This is a genomic window from Halomonas sp. PBN3 (genome assembly GCF_000475415.1).
Lineage (GTDB): Bacteria > Pseudomonadota > Gammaproteobacteria > Pseudomonadales > Halomonadaceae > Halomonas > Halomonas shengliensis.
This window is the reverse complement of record NZ_AXCA01000068.1, coordinates 24,294-40,665: the sequence shown is the minus strand read 5'-3', so window position 1 is coordinate 40,665 and position 16,372 is coordinate 24,294. Positions and strand designations below refer to the sequence as shown.

The window sequence follows — 16,372 nt, the reverse complement described above, 5'->3', positions numbered from 1 at the left end:
TGCTCCTTGCTCCTTGCTCCTCGCGCGAAGTGCGGTCAGTGCCGCCCGTGATGCCCCTCGAAGCGCTGCACGTTGGAGAGCTTCGGGTTGGCCCGGGGGTTTCTGCGGTAGAGCAGCGCCATCTTGCCGATCTTCTGGACCAGCTCGGCGCCGCTGGCGGTGACCAGCTCGTCGAGCATGGCGCCGCGGTCGTCGCGCTCCGGCAGGGCGAGCTTCACCTTGATCAGCTCATGGTCGGCCAGGGCCCGCTCGAGCTCGGCGAGCACGCCCTCGGAGATGCCGTTCTCGGAGACCGTGACCACCGGGTTGAGGTGGTGGCCGATGCTGCGGAATGCTTTCTTTTGTGCCTGTGACAAGCTCATGGTATCTTGCGTCTTCCCGGTTGCGCGCAGCCGCCCATGGTACGCGGAAAACGCCGCGTCGGAAAAGCCATCGGCGCGACATCTGCGCAGGTCGCCTCGGTCGAGGCATACCCCCCGGCACCCCGCTCTCGCCCCGTTCGTTCCCGTTCCACCCCAGGTGATGCCGTGGCTCGTTCCCGCAACCCGTCTCCCGATGACGCCAGGCGCTCCGCCGGCAAGTCCAGTCCCTCCAGCAAGACCAGCAAGGGCTGGCTGAAGGAGCACTTCGACGACCCGTACGTGCAGCGCTCCTGGCAGGAGGGCTATCGCTCGCGGGCCAGCTACAAGCTGCTGGAGCTGGACGACAAGGATCGCCTCTTCAAGCCCGGCATGACGGTGATCGATCTCGGCGCGGCCCCCGGCGGCTGGAGCCAAGTGGCAGCGGAGAAGGTCGGCCCCGAGGGGGTGGTGATCGCCTCCGACATCCTCGAGATGGACGCCCTGGCTGGCGTCGACTTCATCCAGGGCGACTTCACCGAGGAAAGCGTGCTTGCGGCGATCCTCGATGTGCTCGGCGAGCGCCCGGTGGACCTGGTGATGTCCGATATGGCCCCCAACATGAGTGGCATGGCCGCCATCGACCAGCCCCAGGCGATGTACCTGGTGGAGCTGGCGCTGGACCTGGCCGGCCAGACCCTGCGCCCCGGCGGCAGCTTCCTGGCCAAGGTGTTCCAGGGCGAGGGTTTCGACGACTATCTCAAGGCGCTGCGCAGCGCCTTCACGCGGGTGGTGACCCGCAAGCCCGGCGCGTCGCGGGCGCGCTCCCGCGAGGTCTACCTGCTGGCACAGGGCTTCCGCGGTTGAGTCGACGGCGCAGCATGGCCGTGATAGCCCTGGCCTACCAGGGCGATGGGCGGACAGCGCCGAGCGTGGTGTGCCAGAGTGTCTGCTGCGGTGATCTGCCCGGCGGGCGGTGGCCGAACGCGGCCGGCTCCTGTAGTGTCCAAGGTGCCAGGCCCAGGCGGCCGACAGATTTCAGATATTGAGGGTAGTCCCTTGAACGACATGGCGAAGAACCTGATCCTGTGGTTGGTCATCGCGGCGGTGCTGCTGACGGTGTTCAACAACTTCAGCGTCGACAGCTCACCCCAGGCGATGAGCTACTCCCAGTTCGTCCAGCAGGTGCAGAACCAGCAGGTACGTAGCGTCACCATCGATGGCTACACCATCAGCGGTGAGCGCACCGACGGCTCCCAGTTCCAGACCATCCGCCCCGCGGCGGAGGATCCCAAGCTGATGGACGACCTGCTCTCCAACAACGTCACCGTGGTGGGCAAGGAGCCCGAGCAGCAGAGCCTGTGGATGCGCCTGCTGATCGCCAGCTTCCCGATCCTGCTGATCCTGGCCATCTTCATGTTCTTCATGCGCCAGATGCAGGGCGGTGGCGCCGGCAAGGGCGGGCCCATGAGCTTCGGCAAGTCCAAGGCCAAGCTGCTCTCCCAGGATCAGATCAAGACCACCTTCGCCGACGTCGCCGGCTGCGACGAGGCCAAGGAGGAGGTCGAGGAGCTGGTCGACTTCCTGCGCGACCCCACCAAGTTCCAGCGCCTGGGCGGCACCATTCCTCGCGGCGTGCTGATGGTGGGTCCCCCGGGTACCGGTAAGACGCTGCTCGCCAAGTCCATCGCCGGCGAGGCCAAGGTGCCGTTCTTCTCGATCTCCGGCTCCGACTTCGTCGAGATGTTCGTCGGCGTGGGCGCCTCCCGCGTGCGTGACATGTTCGAGCAGGCCAAGAAGCAGGCGCCCTGCATCATCTTCATCGACGAGATCGATGCCGTGGGCCGCTCCCGCGGGGTCGGTATGGGCGGCGGCAACGACGAGCGCGAGCAGACCCTCAACCAGCTGCTGGTGGAGATGGATGGCTTCGAGGCCAACGAGGGCATCATCGTGATCGCCGCCACCAACCGCCCGGACGTCCTCGACCCGGCGCTGCTGCGCCCCGGCCGCTTCGACCGCCAGGTGGTGGTGCCGCTGCCCGACATCCGCGGCCGCGAGCACATCCTCAACGTGCACCTGCGCAAGGTGCCGCTGGCCGACGACGTCAAGCCGTCGCTGATCGCCCGCGGCACCCCGGGCTTCTCCGGCGCCGACCTGGCCAACCTGGTCAACGAGGCGGCGCTGTTCGCCGCGCGGCGCAACAAGCGCCTGGTGGGCATGGAGGAGCTGGAGCTGGCCAAGGACAAGATCATGATGGGCGCCGAGCGCCGCTCCATGGTTATGACCGAGAAGGAGAAGCTCAACACCGCCTACCACGAGTCGGGCCACGCCATCATCGGCCTGGTGATGCCGGAGCACGACCCGGTCTACAAGGTCACCATCATCCCCCGCGGCCGTGCCCTGGGCGTGACCATGTTCCTGCCCGAGCAAGACCGCTACAGCCTGTCGCGCCAGCAGATCATCAGCCAGATCTGCTCGCTGTTCGGCGGCCGCATCGCCGAGGAGATGACCCTGGGGCCGAATGGCGTGACCACCGGAGCCTCCAACGACATCAAGCGCGCCACCGAGCTGGCCCACAACATGGTCGCCAAGTGGGGCCTCTCCGAGGAGATGGGCCCGATCATGTACGACGAGGACGAGTCCCACCAGTTCCTCGGCGGCCCGGGCCAGGGCGGCGGCAAGCTCAAGTCCGGCGAGACCATCTCCAAGCTCGACAAGGAGGTGCGCAAGGTCATCGACGAGTGCTACGAGAAGGCGCGGGTCATCCTCGAGGAGAACCGCGACAAGCTCGACGCCATGGCCGAGGCGCTGATGAAGTACGAGACCATCGACTCCACCCAGCTCAAGGACATCATGGAGGGGCGCGAGCCACGCCCGCCGGAGGGCTGGGATGACCCCGGCGGCGGTGCACCCACCGGCGGCAGCGAGCCCGAGCCGGTGAGCGACGCCGACACTTCGGAGCCGGTCGACGGCGACCCGGACGACGACGAGGAGCCACGTCGCCGCCCCTCCGACCCGCTGGGCGGCCCCGCCGGCTCCTGAGCTCGCCGTATCACCTGACGCCAGGCGCCCCCGCGGGGGCGCCTTCGCCATTGTGGCCCCTTGTTCCTGCCAACCACACGAGCGACGATGACTCCCCATCCCTCTACCCTGATGTGCGGCCGACACCGGCTCGACCTCTCCTTCCCCCGCGTCATGGGGATCCTCAACGTCACCCCCGACTCCTTCTCCGACGGCGGCCGTCATGTGGTGCTGGATGACGCCCTGCGCCATGCCGAGCGCATGCTCGCCGAGGGCGCGACGATCATCGACGTCGGCGGCGAGTCGACCCGCCCCGGCGCCGACCCGGTCTCCGCGGACGAGGAGCTCGAGCGCGTGGCGCCGGTGGTGGAGGCGCTGGTGCGCGAGCTGGATGCCCTGGTCTCGGTGGATACCAGCTGCCCCGAGGTGATTCGCGAGTCGGCCGCCCTCGGCGCGGGGATGATCAACGACGTGCGCTCCCTGGAGCGCGACGGCGCCCTGGCCGCGGCGATCGGTACGGGGCTTCCCGTGTGTCTGATGCACCGCCAGGGGGAGCCTCGCGACATGCAGCACTCGCCCCGCTATGATGAGCCCATCGAGGAGGCGGTGGCCGGCTACCTCGCCTCCCGGGTCGCCGAGTGCGAGGCCGCCGGCCTGCGTCGCGAGCGCCTGCTGCTCGACCCGGGCTTCGGCTTCGGCAAGACCGTGGAGCACAACCTGCGCCTGCTCCATCGCATGAAGCGCCTCACCGAGCTCGAGCTGCCGCTGCTGGTGGGGATGTCGCGCAAGAGCATGATCGGCAAGGTGCTGGAGCGCCCGGTGGAGGAGCGCCTGCCCGGCGGCCTGGCGCTGTCGACCCTGGCCGTGGAGCGCGGCGCCCGCATCCTGCGCGTCCATGACGTGGCCCCCACCGTGGACGCGGTGAACATGACCTGGGCCGTACTCAAGGAAGGTTGCTGATGACACGACGCTATTTCGGAACCGACGGGATCCGCGGCACCGTGGGCGAGCCGCCCATCACCGCCGACTTCATGCTCAAGCTGGGCTGGGCCACCGGCCGCGTGCTGGCGGCGCGCAACCCCAAGCGCCGCCACCGGGTGCTGATCGGCAAGGACACCCGCATCTCCGGCTACATGTTCGAGTCGGCGCTGGAGGCGGGGCTCTCCGCGGCCGGCGTCGACGTGGCCCTGCTCGGCCCCATGCCGACCCCGGGCATCGCCTACCTGACGCGCACCTTCCGCGCCGACGCCGGCATCGTCATCTCCGCCTCGCACAACCCCTTCGCCGACAACGGCATCAAGTTCTTCTCCAGCGCCGGCGCCAAGCTCGGCGATGACGTGGAGGCCGAGATCGAGGCGATGCTCGACGAGCCGCTGGCCACCGTGGCCCCCGACAGGCTGGGCAAGGCGGCACGAATCGACGACGCCCCCGGCCGCTACATCGAGTTCTGCAAGTCCACCATCCCCGATCGGGTCAGCCTCGGCGGCCTCAAGGTGGTGCTCGACTGCGCCCACGGCGCCACCTACCACATCGCCCCCAGCGTGTTCCGCGAGCTGGGCGCCGAGGTCAGCCTGATCGGGGCCAGCCCCGACGGCCTCAACATCAACCACGAGGTGGGCTCGACCCACCCGGCGGCGCTGCGCGCCGCGGTGATCCAGCAGGGCGCCGACCTCGGCGTGGCCTTCGACGGCGACGGTGACCGGGTGCTGCTGGTGGACAGCGAAGGCCGCGAGATCGATGGCGACGACATCCTCTACCTGATCGCCCGGGACCGCCAGGTCCGCGGCGAGCTGGGTGGCGGCGTGGTGGGCACCCTGATGTCCAACTTCGGCCTCGCCGCGGCACTCGAGGCGATGGACGTGCCCTTCGAGCGCGCCAAGGTGGGCGACCGCTACGTGATGGAGCGCCTGGCCGCCAACGGCTGGCAGCTGGGTGGCGAGTCCTCCGGCCATATCGTCTGTGGCCATGTCCAGACCACCGGCGACGGCATCGTCTCGGCGCTGCAGGTACTGGCGATCATGGTGCGCGAGGAGAAGCCGCTGAGCCGCCTGCTGGCGGGGCTGGAGAAGGCGCCCCAGGCGCTGGTCAACGTGCGTCTCACCCCGGGCAGCGACGCCCGGGCGGTGATGGCGATGCCGGCGCTCCGGGAGACGGTGAGCGAGGTCGAGGCCGAGCTCGGCGAGGAGGGGCGGGTGCTGCTGCGCCCGTCCGGCACCGAGCCGCTGATCCGGGTGATGGTGGAAGGGCGTCCGCACCTGGACGTGGACGGCCTGGCGCGGCGCCTGGCCGAGCGCGTCGAGGCGCTGCTCGAGGGATAGGGGCGGTGGGCCGGCCGGTTGTCTTGACAGGGCCTCTCCTATACCATTTCGCTCCACCTTGAAAGAGGGCATCCCATGCGTACCCCGCTGATCGCCGGCAACTGGAAGATGAACGGTTCTGCCGAGCTGGTGGCGTCCTTCGGCCGCGCCTTCGCCGAGGCCGAGCTGCCCGGCGACCTCGAGGTGGCGATCTTCCCACCCTTCCCCTACCTGGAGGCGGCGCGCCGCGAGTTCGCCGAGACCCGGATCCGCCTGGGGGCCCAGACCCTCAACCCGCTCCACTCGGGGGCGCATACCGGCGAGGTCAGCGGGGGGATGCTACGCGAGTTCGGCGTCCAGTATGCGCTGGTGGGCCACTCGGAGCGTCGCCAGCTCTATCGCGAGAGCGACGAGCAGGTCTATGATCGCCTGCTCGCGGCGCTGAGCGTCGACATGACGCCGGTGCTCTGCGTGGGCGAGACCCTCGAGGAACGCGACGCCGGCCGCACCCGCGAGGTGGTGCTGCGTCAGGTGGGGCATGTCATGGCCCGCCTCGAGCCGGCCCAGCGCGCCCGCGTGGTCATCGCCTACGAGCCGGTGTGGGCCATCGGCACCGGGCGCACCGCCACGCCGGAGCAGGCCCAGGAGGTGATGGCCGCCATCCGCGCCTACCAGGCCGGTTTCGACCGCGACCTGGCGGCAGGCCTGAGGCTGCTCTACGGCGGCAGCATGAACGCGGGTAACGCGGCGGAGCTGCTTGCCCAACCCGATATCGACGGCGGCCTGGTGGGCGGTGCCTCGCTCAAGGTCGACGATTTCCTAGCCATCTGTCAGTCAGCAGGTTGATTCCATGCAAGTTGCCATTCTCATGATCCACGTGGCGATCGCCATCGCCCTGGTCGTCCTGATCCTGCTGCAGCAGGGCAAGGGCGCCGAGGCTGGCGCCGCCTTCGGCGGCGGTGCCTCCCAGACCGTGTTCGGTTCCCGCGGCAGCGGCGGCTTCCTCTCCAAGGCCACCGGCCTGCTGGCGGCCGCCTTCTTCGCCACCTCCCTGGCCCTGGCCTGGTTCGCCAGCCAGGCCGGCGAGGCGCCCGAGGCGGGCATTCCCGATGCGCGCCTGATCGAACAGCAGAATAACGTGCCGACCCTTGACGACGAGGGCTCGAGTATGGATAATGCTGCGCCAGTGCTGGAGGGCAGCGACGAGCAGTAAGCGTCGCTGCGCAGTGTCCAGCCTCCCCTGATGCCGAAGTGGTGGAATTGGTAGACACGCTATCTTGAGGGGGTAGTGGCCTTACGGCCGTGCGGGTTCAAGTCCCGCCTTCGGCACCATCTGATTCTTCGCGGCGCCCGAGACCACCGGCGTCGGCGAGCCTTCAGAAGCAGGATTGGCAACGCGGTGGTTGCCGCTTGACGACAGCGTCGGGTGCGCATAAAATCACCGACCTAGATTGATGCGGGGTGGAGCAGTCTGGTAGCTCGTCGGGCTCATAACCCGAAGGTCGTCGGTTCGAATCCGGCCCCCGCTACCATCTTCCGGCAGGTGCCTTTCGATCCCGGTTAACGAGCCGGCATCGAAGAACGAAGGGGCAGCCAGTTCGGCCGGAGTGGTCTACAGGTTTTATGTGAAAGCCCCTTCCTGTGAAGGGGCTTTTTGTTAGCAGCTTGCCCAGGGCGCCAGGCGCCGGGGCACTGTTCCGGGCAATGCCAATCAGCCACCTGACTTCCCTGTTCACTCCCGGCCAGGTGCCTGATGCAACGGCTGTAGGAGTCTATTCCGTGGCGACCAAGGATGCTGCACTACATGCTCTTGTCGAACCCGTGGTGACCGCCATGGGCTTCGAGCTGTGGGGCATCGACCATCTCTCTCAGGGCAAACACTCGCGCCTGGTGATCTACATCGATCACCCCGATGGCGTCAACGTCGACGACTGCGCGGACATCAGCCGCCAGGTGAGCGCCCTGCTCGACGTAGAGGACCCGATCCATGGCGAGTACCGCCTGGAGGTCTCCTCCCCGGGGATGGATCGTCCGCTCTACACCCTCGATCACTTCTCCCGCTACCGTGGCCACGAGGTGGCGCTGAAGCTGCGTGTGCCCTTCGAGGGGCGGCGCAAGTTCCAGGGCCTGCTGGCCGGCGTGGAGGGCGACGAGGTGCTGCTGCAGCTCGACGGCGAGGAGTACTGCTTCCCCGTCGACAGCATCGATCAGGCCCGGGTGGTACCGCATTTCGAGGATTAGCACCGCGGCTCAGGGAGCGAGCCCCGCAGGGGTGGCGTTTCGAGCATCGGCACGAGGACAGGTTTTCTGGCGAGGCAAAGGCATGAGTAAAGAGATTCTGGCGGTCGTCGACGCGATCTCCAACGAGAAGGGGGTTCCCCGCGAGGTGATCTTCGAGGCCGTCGAGGCGGCCTTGGCCAGCGCGTCACGCAAGCGCTTCGAGGACGAGGAAGCCAGCGTGCGGGTGCACATCGATCGCAGCACCGGGGACTACGAGACCTTCCGCCGCTGGGAGGTGGTCGAGGACGACGACTTCGACGGCCCCGACCACCAGATCAAGCTCAGCTTCGCCGAGCGTCGCGACCCGCCCCTGGGGCTGGGCGACGTGGTCGAGGAGCGCATCGAGAACGCCGACTTCGGCCGCATCGCCGCCCAGACCGCCAAGCAGGTGATCGTGCAGAAGGTGCGCGAGGCGGAGCGTGCCGAGGTGGTGCGCCTCTACGCCGACCGCGAGGGCGAGCTGGTCGCCGGCATCGTCAAGAAGACCACCCGTGACGGCCTGATCATCGACCTGGGCGACAACGCCGAGGCCTTCCTGCCGCGCAGCGAGATGATCCCCGGCGAGCGCTACCGCATGAACGAGCGGGTGCGCGCCCTGCTGATCAAGGTCGACCCGGAGGCCCGCGGCGCCCAGCTGATCCTCTCGCGCACCTGCCCGGAGCTGATCATCGAGCTGTTCAGCATCGAGGTGCCGGAGATCGCCGAGCAGCTCATCGAGATCAAGGGGGCCGCCCGCGATCCCGGCTCGCGCGCCAAGATCGCGGTCAAGACCAACGACCGCCGCATCGACCCGGTGGGCGCCTGCGTGGGGATGCGCGGCTCGCGGGTCCAGGCGGTCTCCTCGGAGCTGCAGAACGAGCGCGTCGACATCGTGCTGTGGGACGACAACCCCGCCCAGCTGGTGATCAACGCCATGGCGCCGGCGGATGTCGCCTCCATCCTGGTCGACGAGGATGCCCACGCCATGGACGTGGCCGTTGCCGAGGACAACCTGGCCCAGGCCATCGGCCGCAGTGGCCAGAACGTGCGCCTGGCCTCCGAGCTCACCGGCTGGCGCATCAACGTGATGACCGAGGCCGAGGCCGAGGCCAAGCGCGACCAGGAGATCGACAGCCTGGTGGAGCACTTCGTGCAGCACCTGGACGTCGACGACGATGTCGCCCGGCTGCTGGTGGAGGAGGGCTTCACCACCCTGGAGGAGATCGCCTACGTCCCGGTCGAGGAGATGCTCGAGATCGAGGAGTTCGACGAGGAGACCATCGAGGAGCTGCGCGCCCGCGCCAAGGACGAGCTGCTCAACCTCGCCATCGCCTCCGAGGAGGAACTGGACGGCGCCCAGCCGGCCGACGACCTGCTGGAGATGGAGGGCATGGAGCGCCACTTGGCCTTCATCCTGGCCAGCCGCGGGATCGTCACCATGGAGGATCTGGCCGAACAGTCCGTCGATGACCTGCTGGACATCGAGGGCATGGACGAGGAGCGCGCCGCGGCACTGATCATGACTGCTCGTGCGCCCTGGTTCGAAGACGACGAATAGCTCGAAGGCGACATGCGCCAGGCGCATCGCGCACAGACAGGGGTCCGATGCCAGGCGCTCGGACCGGCAGTATTCGAAGCGAACAGAATTGGGGTCACGGGCTCAGGAGGGTCTACATGTCAGACATGACCGTTAAGGATTTTGCAGCGAAGGTGGGCCGCGACGTGCCCCGCCTGCTGGAACAGATGAAGGAAGCCGGGCTCGGGCACAAGTCCGAGGGCGACGCGGTGTCCGAGGAGGACAAGCGCCAGCTGCTCGACTACCTGACCAAGAGCCATGGCGGCAGCGCCGAGAAGGCCGCGCCGAAGAACCGCATCACCCTGACGCGCAAGACGCGCAGCCGCATCAAGACCGGCGAGCGCGGCAAGACCATCGAGGTGCAGGTCCGCAAGAAGCGCACCTACGTCAAGCGTGAGGAGGAGAAGCCCGCCGAGGAGCCGCAGGCCCAGGATCACGGGCCGCGCCAGCTGGTGGGCGACATGGCCGAGGCGGAGGCCAAGCGCGAGGCGCGCGAGGCCGAGGAAGCCAAGGCGCGCGCCGCCGAGGAGGCCGCCCAGGAGGCCGCCGCCAAGCTCGAGGCGGCCAAGGCTGCCGAGGTGCCGGACATCCCGGTACCGGAGCTCGAGGAGTCGGCTCCGTCCGAGCAGCCGCCGGCGCCGCCCAAGGAGGGTCGCACCGACCGCCGCACCGCACCGCCCAAGAAGTCCTCGGCCAAGAAGGGGCGTCACGAGCGTGACGACGACGATCGCGGCGATCGCGAGGAGCGTCGTCGTGGCGGCAAGAAGGCCAAGCGCGCCGAGCGTCGTGGCGGTCGCCGTGGTGGCGGCAGCCAGGGCGGCGGCAAGCACGGCTTCCAGAAGCCGACCCAGCCGATCGTCCGTGAGGTCTCGATCCCCGAGTCGATCAGCGTCGCCGACCTGGCTGACAAGATGTCGATCAAGGCCAACGAGGTCATCAAGACCATGTTCACCATGGGCGCGGCGGTGACCATCAACCAGACCATCGACCAGGACACGGCGGCCATCGTGGTCGAGGAAATGGGCCACAAGCCCAAGCTGGTCAAGGACGATGCGCTGGAGGAGGAAGTCCTCGAGAGCATTTCCTACGAGGGCGAGGAGCTCATGCGTGACCCGGTGGTCACCGTGATGGGCCACGTCGACCACGGCAAGACCTCGCTGCTCGACTACATCCGGCAGGCCAAGGTGGCCACCGGCGAGGCCGGCGGCATCACCCAGCACATCGGTGCCTACCACGTCGCCGCCGACAAGGTGAACGGCGACCACGGTGTCACCTTCCTGGATACCCCCGGCCACGCGGCCTTCACCGCCATGCGTGCCCGCGGTGCCAAGGCCACCGACGTGGTCATCCTGGTGGTGGCCGCCGACGACGGCGTGATGCCCCAGACCATCGAGGCCGTTGAGCACTCCAAGGCCGCCGGCGTGCCGATGGTGGTGGCGGTCAACAAGATCGACAAGCCCTCGGCGGACCCCGACCGGGTCAAGAACGAGCTCTCCCAGCACGGCGTCATCTCCGAGGAGTGGGGCGGCGACACCCAGTTCGTCCACGTCTCCGCCAAGACCGGCGAAGGCATCGACGCGCTGCTCGAGGCGGTGCTGCTGGTCTCCGAGGTGCTCGAGCTCAAGGCCGTCCCCGAGGCGCCCGGCAAGGGCGTGGTGGTCGAGTCGCGCCTGGACAAGGGCCGCGGCCCGGTGGCCACCGTGCTGGTCCAGAACGGCACCCTGAAGAAGGGCGACATCGTGCTGGCCGGCCTGCACTACGGCCGCGTGCGCGCGCTGACCAACGAGCTCGGCAAGCAGGTCGATGAGGCCGGCCCGGCGATGCCGGTGGAGATCCAGGGCCTCGACGGCACCCCCGAGGCGGGTGACGACTTCATGGTGGTGGCCGACGAGAAGAAGGCCCGCGAGGTCGCCAACTTCCGTCAGGGCAAGTACCGCGAGGTGCGCCTGGCCCGCCAGCAGAAGGCCAAGCTGGAGAACATGTTCAGCCAGATGGGCCAGGAGGAGGCCGCCAAGCTCAACATCGTGCTCAAGGCCGATGTCCAAGGCTCCCTGGAGGCGATCAAGGGCGCGCTGGAGGAGCTCTCCACCGACGAGGTGCAGGTCTCCGTGGTCTCCTCGGGCGTGGGCGGCATCACCGGCACCGACGCCAACCTGGCGCTGGCCTCCGAGGCCATCGTCATCGGCTTCAACGTGCGTGCCGACGCCGCGGCCCGCGAGATCATCGAGCGCGAAGGCCTCGACCTGCGCTACTACAGCGTCATCTACCAGCTGATCGACGAGATCAAGCAGGCGATGAGCGGCATGCTGGCACCGGAGTGGAAGGAGGAGATCGTCGGCGTGGCCGAGGTCCGCGACGTCTTCCGCGCGCCCAAGATCGGCGCCGTGGCGGGCTGCATGGTGGTCGAGGGCACCGTCTTCCGCAACAAGAAGATCCGCGTGCTGCGCGACAACGTGGTCATCTACGAGGGCGAGCTCGAGTCGCTGCGCCGCTTCAAGGACGATGTCCAGGAAGTGCGCAACGGCATGGAGTGCGGCATCGGTGTGAAGAACTACAACGACGTCCAGGTCGGCGACAAGATCGAGGTCTTCGACCAGGTCAAGGTCGAGCGGACGCTCTGAGCGCCAGGAGCCTAGCATGCGCGAGTTCAAGCGGACCGACCGGGTAGCCGACCAGCTCCAGAAGGAGCTGGCGGTGCTCATCCAGCGCGAGGTCAAGGACCCGCGCCTGGGCATGGTCACGGTGAGCGGCGTCGAGGTCAGCCGCGACCTCGGCTACGCCGATGTCCATGTGACCCTGCTCGGCGAGGACAGCCCCGAGCGCATCCGGGAGAACCTCAAGGTTCTCAAGCAGGCGGCGGGCTTCCTGCGCGGGCAGGTCGCCCGGCGCATCAAGCTGCGCCACGTGCCGGAGCTGCGCTTCCACTACGACGAGAGCGTGGTGCGCGGCCAGCGCCTCTCCTCGCTGATCGACGAGGCGGTGCAGAGCGATCGCGCCCGCCACGCCGATGACGCGGGGAGCGACGATGAGGGCGAGCGAGACTGATGGCACGCCGGCGTCGCGGCCTGCCGGTCGACGGGGTGCTGCTGCTGGACAAGCCCCGGGGCCTCTCCAGCAACCACGCCCTGCAGCGCGCCCGGCGCCTGTTCCAGGCGCAGAAGGCGGGCCACACCGGGACCCTGGACCCCATGGCCACCGGGCTCTTGCCGGTGTGCTTCGGCGAGGCCACCAAGTTCTCGGCCCACCTGCTGGCCTCGGACAAGACCTACCGCACCCGGGTCGAGCTGGGGGCGGTGACCGACACCGGCGATGCCGAGGGCGAGGTGATCGAGCGCCTCCCGGTGCCGGCGCTGACCGCGGCCGACGTCGAGGGCGTGCTCGAGCGCTTTCGCGGCGAGATCGACCAGGTGCCGCCGATGTACTCGGCGCTCAAGCACCAGGGCCGCAAGCTCTACGAGCTGGCCCGGGAGGGCCGCTCGATCGAGCGTGCAGCCCGGCGCGTGACGGTGTATGATGCTCGGCTTCTCGCCTTTGCGGGCGACGCCTTCGAGCTCGAGGTGACGGTCAGCAAGGGCACCTATGTGCGCACCCTGGCCGAGGACATCGCCCGGGCGCTGGGCAGCGGCGGGCATATCAGCATGCTGCGCCGCCTGGCCACCGGGCCCTTCACCGCCGAGGGCATGCTGACCCGCGAGGCGCTGGAGGGCCTGCCCGACCAGGCCGCCCGGGAGGCCGTGCTGCTGCCGGTGGACGTGCTGGTGGCGCACCTGCCGCGCCTCGAGGTCGATGCCCCGGCGGCGCAGCGGCTCACCCACGGCCAGCGGGCCGGCGTCGACACCGCCGACCTGGCGCCGGGCGAGACGCCAAGACTCTACCGCGACGGGGCCTTCCTGGGCCTCGGCGTGGTGACGGCGCCACAGGAGGTGGCGCCGAAACGGCTGCTGAGCACCGCAGCCGACTAGGGAGCAACGCCGAGACTGCAAATATGCGTGGTCTCATCCATTCATCATTCAGGCATATTGCTTACTGGAGAGACAGATGGCACTGACAGCCGAACAGAAGGCCGCAATCGTCAGCGAATTCGGCCGTGGCGACAACGACACCGGTTCCCCCGAGGTTCAGGTGGCCCTGCTGAGCGCCAACATCGATGGCCTGCAGGATCACTTCAAGACCAACAAGCAGGATCACCACTCCCGTCGTGGCCTGATCCGTATGGTCAACCAGCGCCGCAAGCTGCTGGACTACCTGAAGCGCAAGGACTTCGAGCGCTATCAGGCACTGATCCAGCGTCTGGGCCTGCGTCGCTAAAGAAAAGGGTAATTCGCTACTGCGCTCGATATCCAGGCCGCCGGCGGTGCCGGTGCGCCGGCCCGGTCGTATCCTCAATGTAGCGAGCTACACTCCGGTTCCTGCGCGCCGGCGGCGACCAGCCTCTCAGCGCTCGTAACGCGAAATCCTCCTTTTCTTCAGCTTTTTCGAAACGGGTAGCTCCCTCAGGGGGCTGCCCGTTTTGCGTCTGGTGGGCGGAAATGTCGCCATCCGGTGGCCGCGGGGCGCGTCAACCCCTAAAATGGTCGCCGAGTCGAAACGACCCAAACACAGAAAAGTAGATATCGAAGGAAGTCGCCGTGAATCCGGTCAAGAAGACATTTCAGTACGGTCGCAGCACCGTCACCCTGGAAACCGGGCGCATCGCCCGCCAGGCCACCGGTGCCGTGATGGTCACCATGGACGACACCGTGGTGCTGTGCACCGTGGTGGCGAGGAAAGAGGCCAACCCCAACCAGCCGTTCTTCCCGCTCTCCGTCCACTACCAGGAGAAGACCTACGCAGTCGGCAAGATTCCCGGCGGCTTCTTCAAGCGCGAGGGGCGTCCCACCGAGAAGGAGACCCTCACCTCGCGGCTGATCGACCGCCCGATCCGCCCGCTGTTCCCCAAGGGGTTCATGAACGAGGTCCAGATCATCTGCTCGGTGCTCTCCGCCGATCGCAACCATGATCCGGACATCGCCGCCATGCTCGGTACCTCCGCCGCCCTGGCGATCTCCGGCGTGCCCTTCAACGGCCCCATCGGTGCCGCCCGCGTCGGCTTCGACGAGGAGAAGGGCTACTTCCTCAACCCCACCGTGGAGGAGCTGGTCAGCTCCGAGCTCAACATGGTGGTGGCCGGCACCGAGAAGGCGGTGCTGATGGTGGAGTCCGAGGCCAAGGAGCTGCTCGAGGACGAGATGCTCGGCGCCGTGCTCTACGGCCACCAGGAGATGCAGGTGGCGATCCAGGCCATCAATGAACTGGCCGCCGAGGCGGGCAAGCCCAGGTGGGACTGGCAGCCTGCCGCCGAGAACGCCGCGCTCAAGGCCGCCATGGCCGAGGGCTTCGAGGCGAAGGTCGGCGAGGCCTACCGTATCACCGACAAGATGGCGCGTCAGGATGCCCTCTCCGCCCTCAAGGAGCAGGCCGTCGAGCAGCTCGCCGGCGAGGAGGAGGGCAAGTTCGACGCCGACGAGGTCAAGGGCGCCTTCGCCGGCCTCGAGAAGCGGGTGGTGCGCTCCCGGGTGGTCAAGGGCGAGCCGCGCATCGACGGCCGCGACCACAAGACCGTGCGTCCGCTCTCCATCGAGGTGGGCACCCTGCCCAAGACCCATGGCTCGGCGATCTTCACCCGCGGCGAGACCCAGGCCATCGTGGTGGCGACCCTGGGCACCCTGCGCGACTCCCAGCTGATCGAGTCGCTGGAGGGGGAGCGCAAGGACCGCTTCCTGCTGCACTACAACTTCCCCCCCTACAGCGTGGGCGAGGCCGGCTTCATGGGCGGCCCCAAGCGTCGCGAGATCGGCCATGGTCGCCTGGCGCGCCGCGGTGTGCAGGCGATGCTGCCGGACGAGGCGGAGTTCCCCTATACCATCCGCGTGGTCTCCGAGATCACCGAGTCCAATGGCTCCAGCTCCATGGCCTCGGTGTGCGGTTCCTCGCTGGCGCTGATGGACGCCGGCGTGCCGATGAAGGCCCCGGTGGCGGGCATCGCCATGGGCCTGGTCAAGGATGACGACGGCTTCGCCGTGCTCACCGATATCCTCGGCGACGAGGACCACCTCGGCGACATGGACTTCAAGGTGGCCGGCAGCGCCGAGGGCGTCACCGCCCTGCAGATGGACATCAAGATCGAGGGCATCAACGAGGAGATCATGGAGCAGGCGCTGCAGCAGGCCCTCGAGGCGCGCCTGAACATCCTCGAGCAGATGAACGCGGTGATCGCCCAGAGTCGCGCCGAGGTCTCCGAGAACGCGCCCTCCATGGCCACCATCAAGATCGACCCGGACAAGATCCGCGATGTCATCGGCAAGGGCGGCGCCACCATCCGTAAGATCTGCGAGGACACCGGCGCCTCCATCGACCTCGACGACGACGGCACCGTGCGCATCTACGCCGAGGACAAGAAGGCGGCCAAGGCGGCCATCGACACCGTGCTGGCGATCACCGCCGAGCCCGAGATCGGCAAGCTCTACCGCGGCAAGGTGGTGCGCATCGCCGACTTCGGCGCCTTCGTCAACATCATGCCCGGCACCGACGGCCTGGTGCACATCTCCCAGATCGTGCCGGAGCGGGTCAACGACGTGCGCGACTTCCTCAACGAGGGCGACGAGCCCATCGTCAAGGTGCTCGACATCGACAACCGCAACCGGGTGAAGCTGACCATCAAGGAGATCACCCCGGAAGAGAAGGCGGCATTCGAGGCCGAAGAGGCCGCCGAGCCGGAGCTGTAACCGACCGCCTTCGGCGAGCCGCAAGCGCCAAGGCGCAAGGAAAACCGCCCCCGCAGCATGGCTGCGGGGGCGGTTCTTTATTTCTGGCTTAGAGGAGGCGCTGATTCATGTCGCGAG

14 protein-coding genes and 2 tRNA genes are annotated in these 16,372 nt (G+C 68.1%); 15 read left to right on the top strand and 1 reads right to left on the bottom strand.

The window, feature by feature from the left end; all coding sequences use genetic code 11:
- Positions 1–35 precede the first annotated feature (35 nt).
- A complete protein-coding gene (gene yhbY / locus Q673_RS23110) occupies positions 36–362 on the bottom strand; it encodes a ribosome assembly RNA-binding protein YhbY (protein WP_023005024.1) in 327 nt (108 codons plus the stop codon).
- A gap of 165 nt (positions 363–527) precedes the next feature.
- Between yhbY and rlmE the strand changes: the two genes are divergently transcribed.
- The 15 genes from rlmE (at position 528) to pnp (ending at position 16,255) form a co-directional block, all read left to right on the top strand.
- The gene (gene rlmE / locus Q673_RS23105) at positions 528–1,205 is read left to right on the top strand and encodes a 23S rRNA (uridine(2552)-2'-O)-methyltransferase RlmE (RefSeq protein WP_023005023.1); all 678 of its coding nucleotides are present in this window, start codon (positions 528–530) and stop codon (positions 1,203–1,205) included.
- Positions 1,206–1,397: 192 nt separating this feature from the next.
- Complete coding sequence (gene ftsH / locus Q673_RS23100; protein WP_023005022.1) at positions 1,398–3,380, top strand: ATP-dependent zinc metalloprotease FtsH; 1,983 nt, start codon at positions 1,398–1,400, stop codon at positions 3,378–3,380.
- An 87-nt stretch (positions 3,381–3,467) separates the two neighbouring features.
- Positions 3,468–4,319 (top strand): dihydropteroate synthase, encoded by an 852-nt coding sequence (folP, locus tag Q673_RS23095; protein ID WP_023005021.1) that lies wholly within the window; start codon positions 3,468–3,470, stop codon positions 4,317–4,319.
- Entirely contained in the window at positions 4,319–5,677 is a 1,359-nt protein-coding gene (glmM, locus tag Q673_RS23090; protein ID WP_023005020.1) for a phosphoglucosamine mutase, read from the top strand. The genes folP and glmM overlap by 1 nt, the downstream gene beginning before the upstream one ends.
- A 75-nt stretch (positions 5,678–5,752) precedes the next feature.
- Positions 5,753–6,502, top strand: coding sequence for a triose-phosphate isomerase (tpiA, locus tag Q673_RS23085; protein ID WP_023005019.1), 750 nt, complete (start codon positions 5,753–5,755; stop codon positions 6,500–6,502).
- A 4-nt stretch (positions 6,503–6,506) separates the two neighbouring features.
- Positions 6,507–6,869: a preprotein translocase subunit SecG gene (gene secG / locus Q673_RS23080; RefSeq protein ID WP_023005018.1), complete on the top strand. Its 363-nt coding sequence runs from the start codon at positions 6,507–6,509 to the stop codon at positions 6,867–6,869.
- A gap of 32 nt (positions 6,870–6,901) precedes the next feature.
- Positions 6,902–6,988 (top strand) — tRNA-Leu (locus Q673_RS23075).
- A gap of 123 nt (positions 6,989–7,111) precedes the next feature.
- Positions 7,112–7,188: transfer RNA gene (locus Q673_RS23070), tRNA-Met, on the top strand.
- A gap of 247 nt (positions 7,189–7,435) precedes the next feature.
- On the top strand, positions 7,436–7,897 hold the full coding sequence (gene rimP, locus Q673_RS23065; RefSeq protein WP_031217657.1) for a ribosome maturation factor RimP: 462 nt from the start codon (positions 7,436–7,438) through the stop codon (positions 7,895–7,897).
- 82 nt (positions 7,898–7,979) lie between these two features.
- Positions 7,980–9,473 carry a transcription termination factor NusA gene (gene nusA, locus Q673_RS23060; protein ID WP_023005016.1) on the top strand — a complete coding sequence of 498 codons (1,494 nt, stop codon included), beginning with the start codon at positions 7,980–7,982 and terminating at the stop codon, positions 9,471–9,473.
- 116 nt (positions 9,474–9,589) lie between these two features.
- The gene (infB, locus tag Q673_RS23055; RefSeq protein WP_031217656.1) at positions 9,590–12,112 is read left to right on the top strand and encodes a translation initiation factor IF-2; all 2,523 of its coding nucleotides are present in this window, start codon (positions 9,590–9,592) and stop codon (positions 12,110–12,112) included.
- A gap of 16 nt (positions 12,113–12,128) precedes the next feature.
- Positions 12,129–12,536 (top strand): 30S ribosome-binding factor RbfA, encoded by a 408-nt coding sequence (rbfA, locus tag Q673_RS23050; protein WP_023005014.1) that lies wholly within the window; start codon positions 12,129–12,131, stop codon positions 12,534–12,536.
- The gene (gene truB / locus Q673_RS23045; RefSeq protein ID WP_023005013.1) at positions 12,536–13,453 is read left to right on the top strand and encodes a tRNA pseudouridine(55) synthase TruB; all 918 of its coding nucleotides are present in this window, start codon (positions 12,536–12,538) and stop codon (positions 13,451–13,453) included. Before rbfA ends, truB begins: the two co-directional genes overlap by 1 nt.
- 76 nt (positions 13,454–13,529) lie before the next feature.
- A complete protein-coding gene (gene rpsO, locus Q673_RS23040) occupies positions 13,530–13,799 on the top strand; it encodes a 30S ribosomal protein S15 (RefSeq protein ID WP_023005012.1) in 270 nt (89 codons plus the stop codon).
- A gap of 320 nt (positions 13,800–14,119) precedes the next feature.
- Positions 14,120–16,255 (top strand): polyribonucleotide nucleotidyltransferase, encoded by a 2,136-nt coding sequence (gene pnp, locus Q673_RS23035; RefSeq protein ID WP_023005011.1) that lies wholly within the window; start codon positions 14,120–14,122, stop codon positions 16,253–16,255.
- Positions 16,256–16,372 lie beyond the last annotated feature (117 nt).

Excerpts from the sequence above, each read along its gene's own strand:
- yhbY (WP_023005024.1), bottom strand. The coding sequence starts at position 362 with ATGAGCTTGTCACAGGCACAAAAGAAAGCATTCCGCAGCATCGGCCAC.
- tpiA (WP_023005019.1), top strand. The coding sequence starts at position 5,753 with ATGCGTACCCCGCTGATCGCCGGCAACTGGAAGATGAACGGTTCTGCC.
- rbfA (WP_023005014.1), top strand. The coding sequence starts at position 12,129 with ATGCGCGAGTTCAAGCGGACCGACCGGGTAGCCGACCAGCTCCAGAAG.
- glmM (WP_023005020.1), top strand. The coding sequence starts at position 4,319 with ATGACACGACGCTATTTCGGAACCGACGGGATCCGCGGCACCGTGGGC.
- infB (WP_031217656.1), top strand. The coding sequence starts at position 9,590 with ATGTCAGACATGACCGTTAAGGATTTTGCAGCGAAGGTGGGCCGCGAC.
- truB (WP_023005013.1), top strand. The coding sequence starts at position 12,536 with ATGGCACGCCGGCGTCGCGGCCTGCCGGTCGACGGGGTGCTGCTGCTG.
- nusA (WP_023005016.1), top strand. The coding sequence starts at position 7,980 with ATGAGTAAAGAGATTCTGGCGGTCGTCGACGCGATCTCCAACGAGAAG.
- rpsO (WP_023005012.1), top strand. The coding sequence starts at position 13,530 with ATGGCACTGACAGCCGAACAGAAGGCCGCAATCGTCAGCGAATTCGGC.
- secG (WP_023005018.1), top strand. The coding sequence starts at position 6,507 with ATGCAAGTTGCCATTCTCATGATCCACGTGGCGATCGCCATCGCCCTG.
- folP (WP_023005021.1), top strand. The coding sequence starts at position 3,468 with ATGACTCCCCATCCCTCTACCCTGATGTGCGGCCGACACCGGCTCGAC.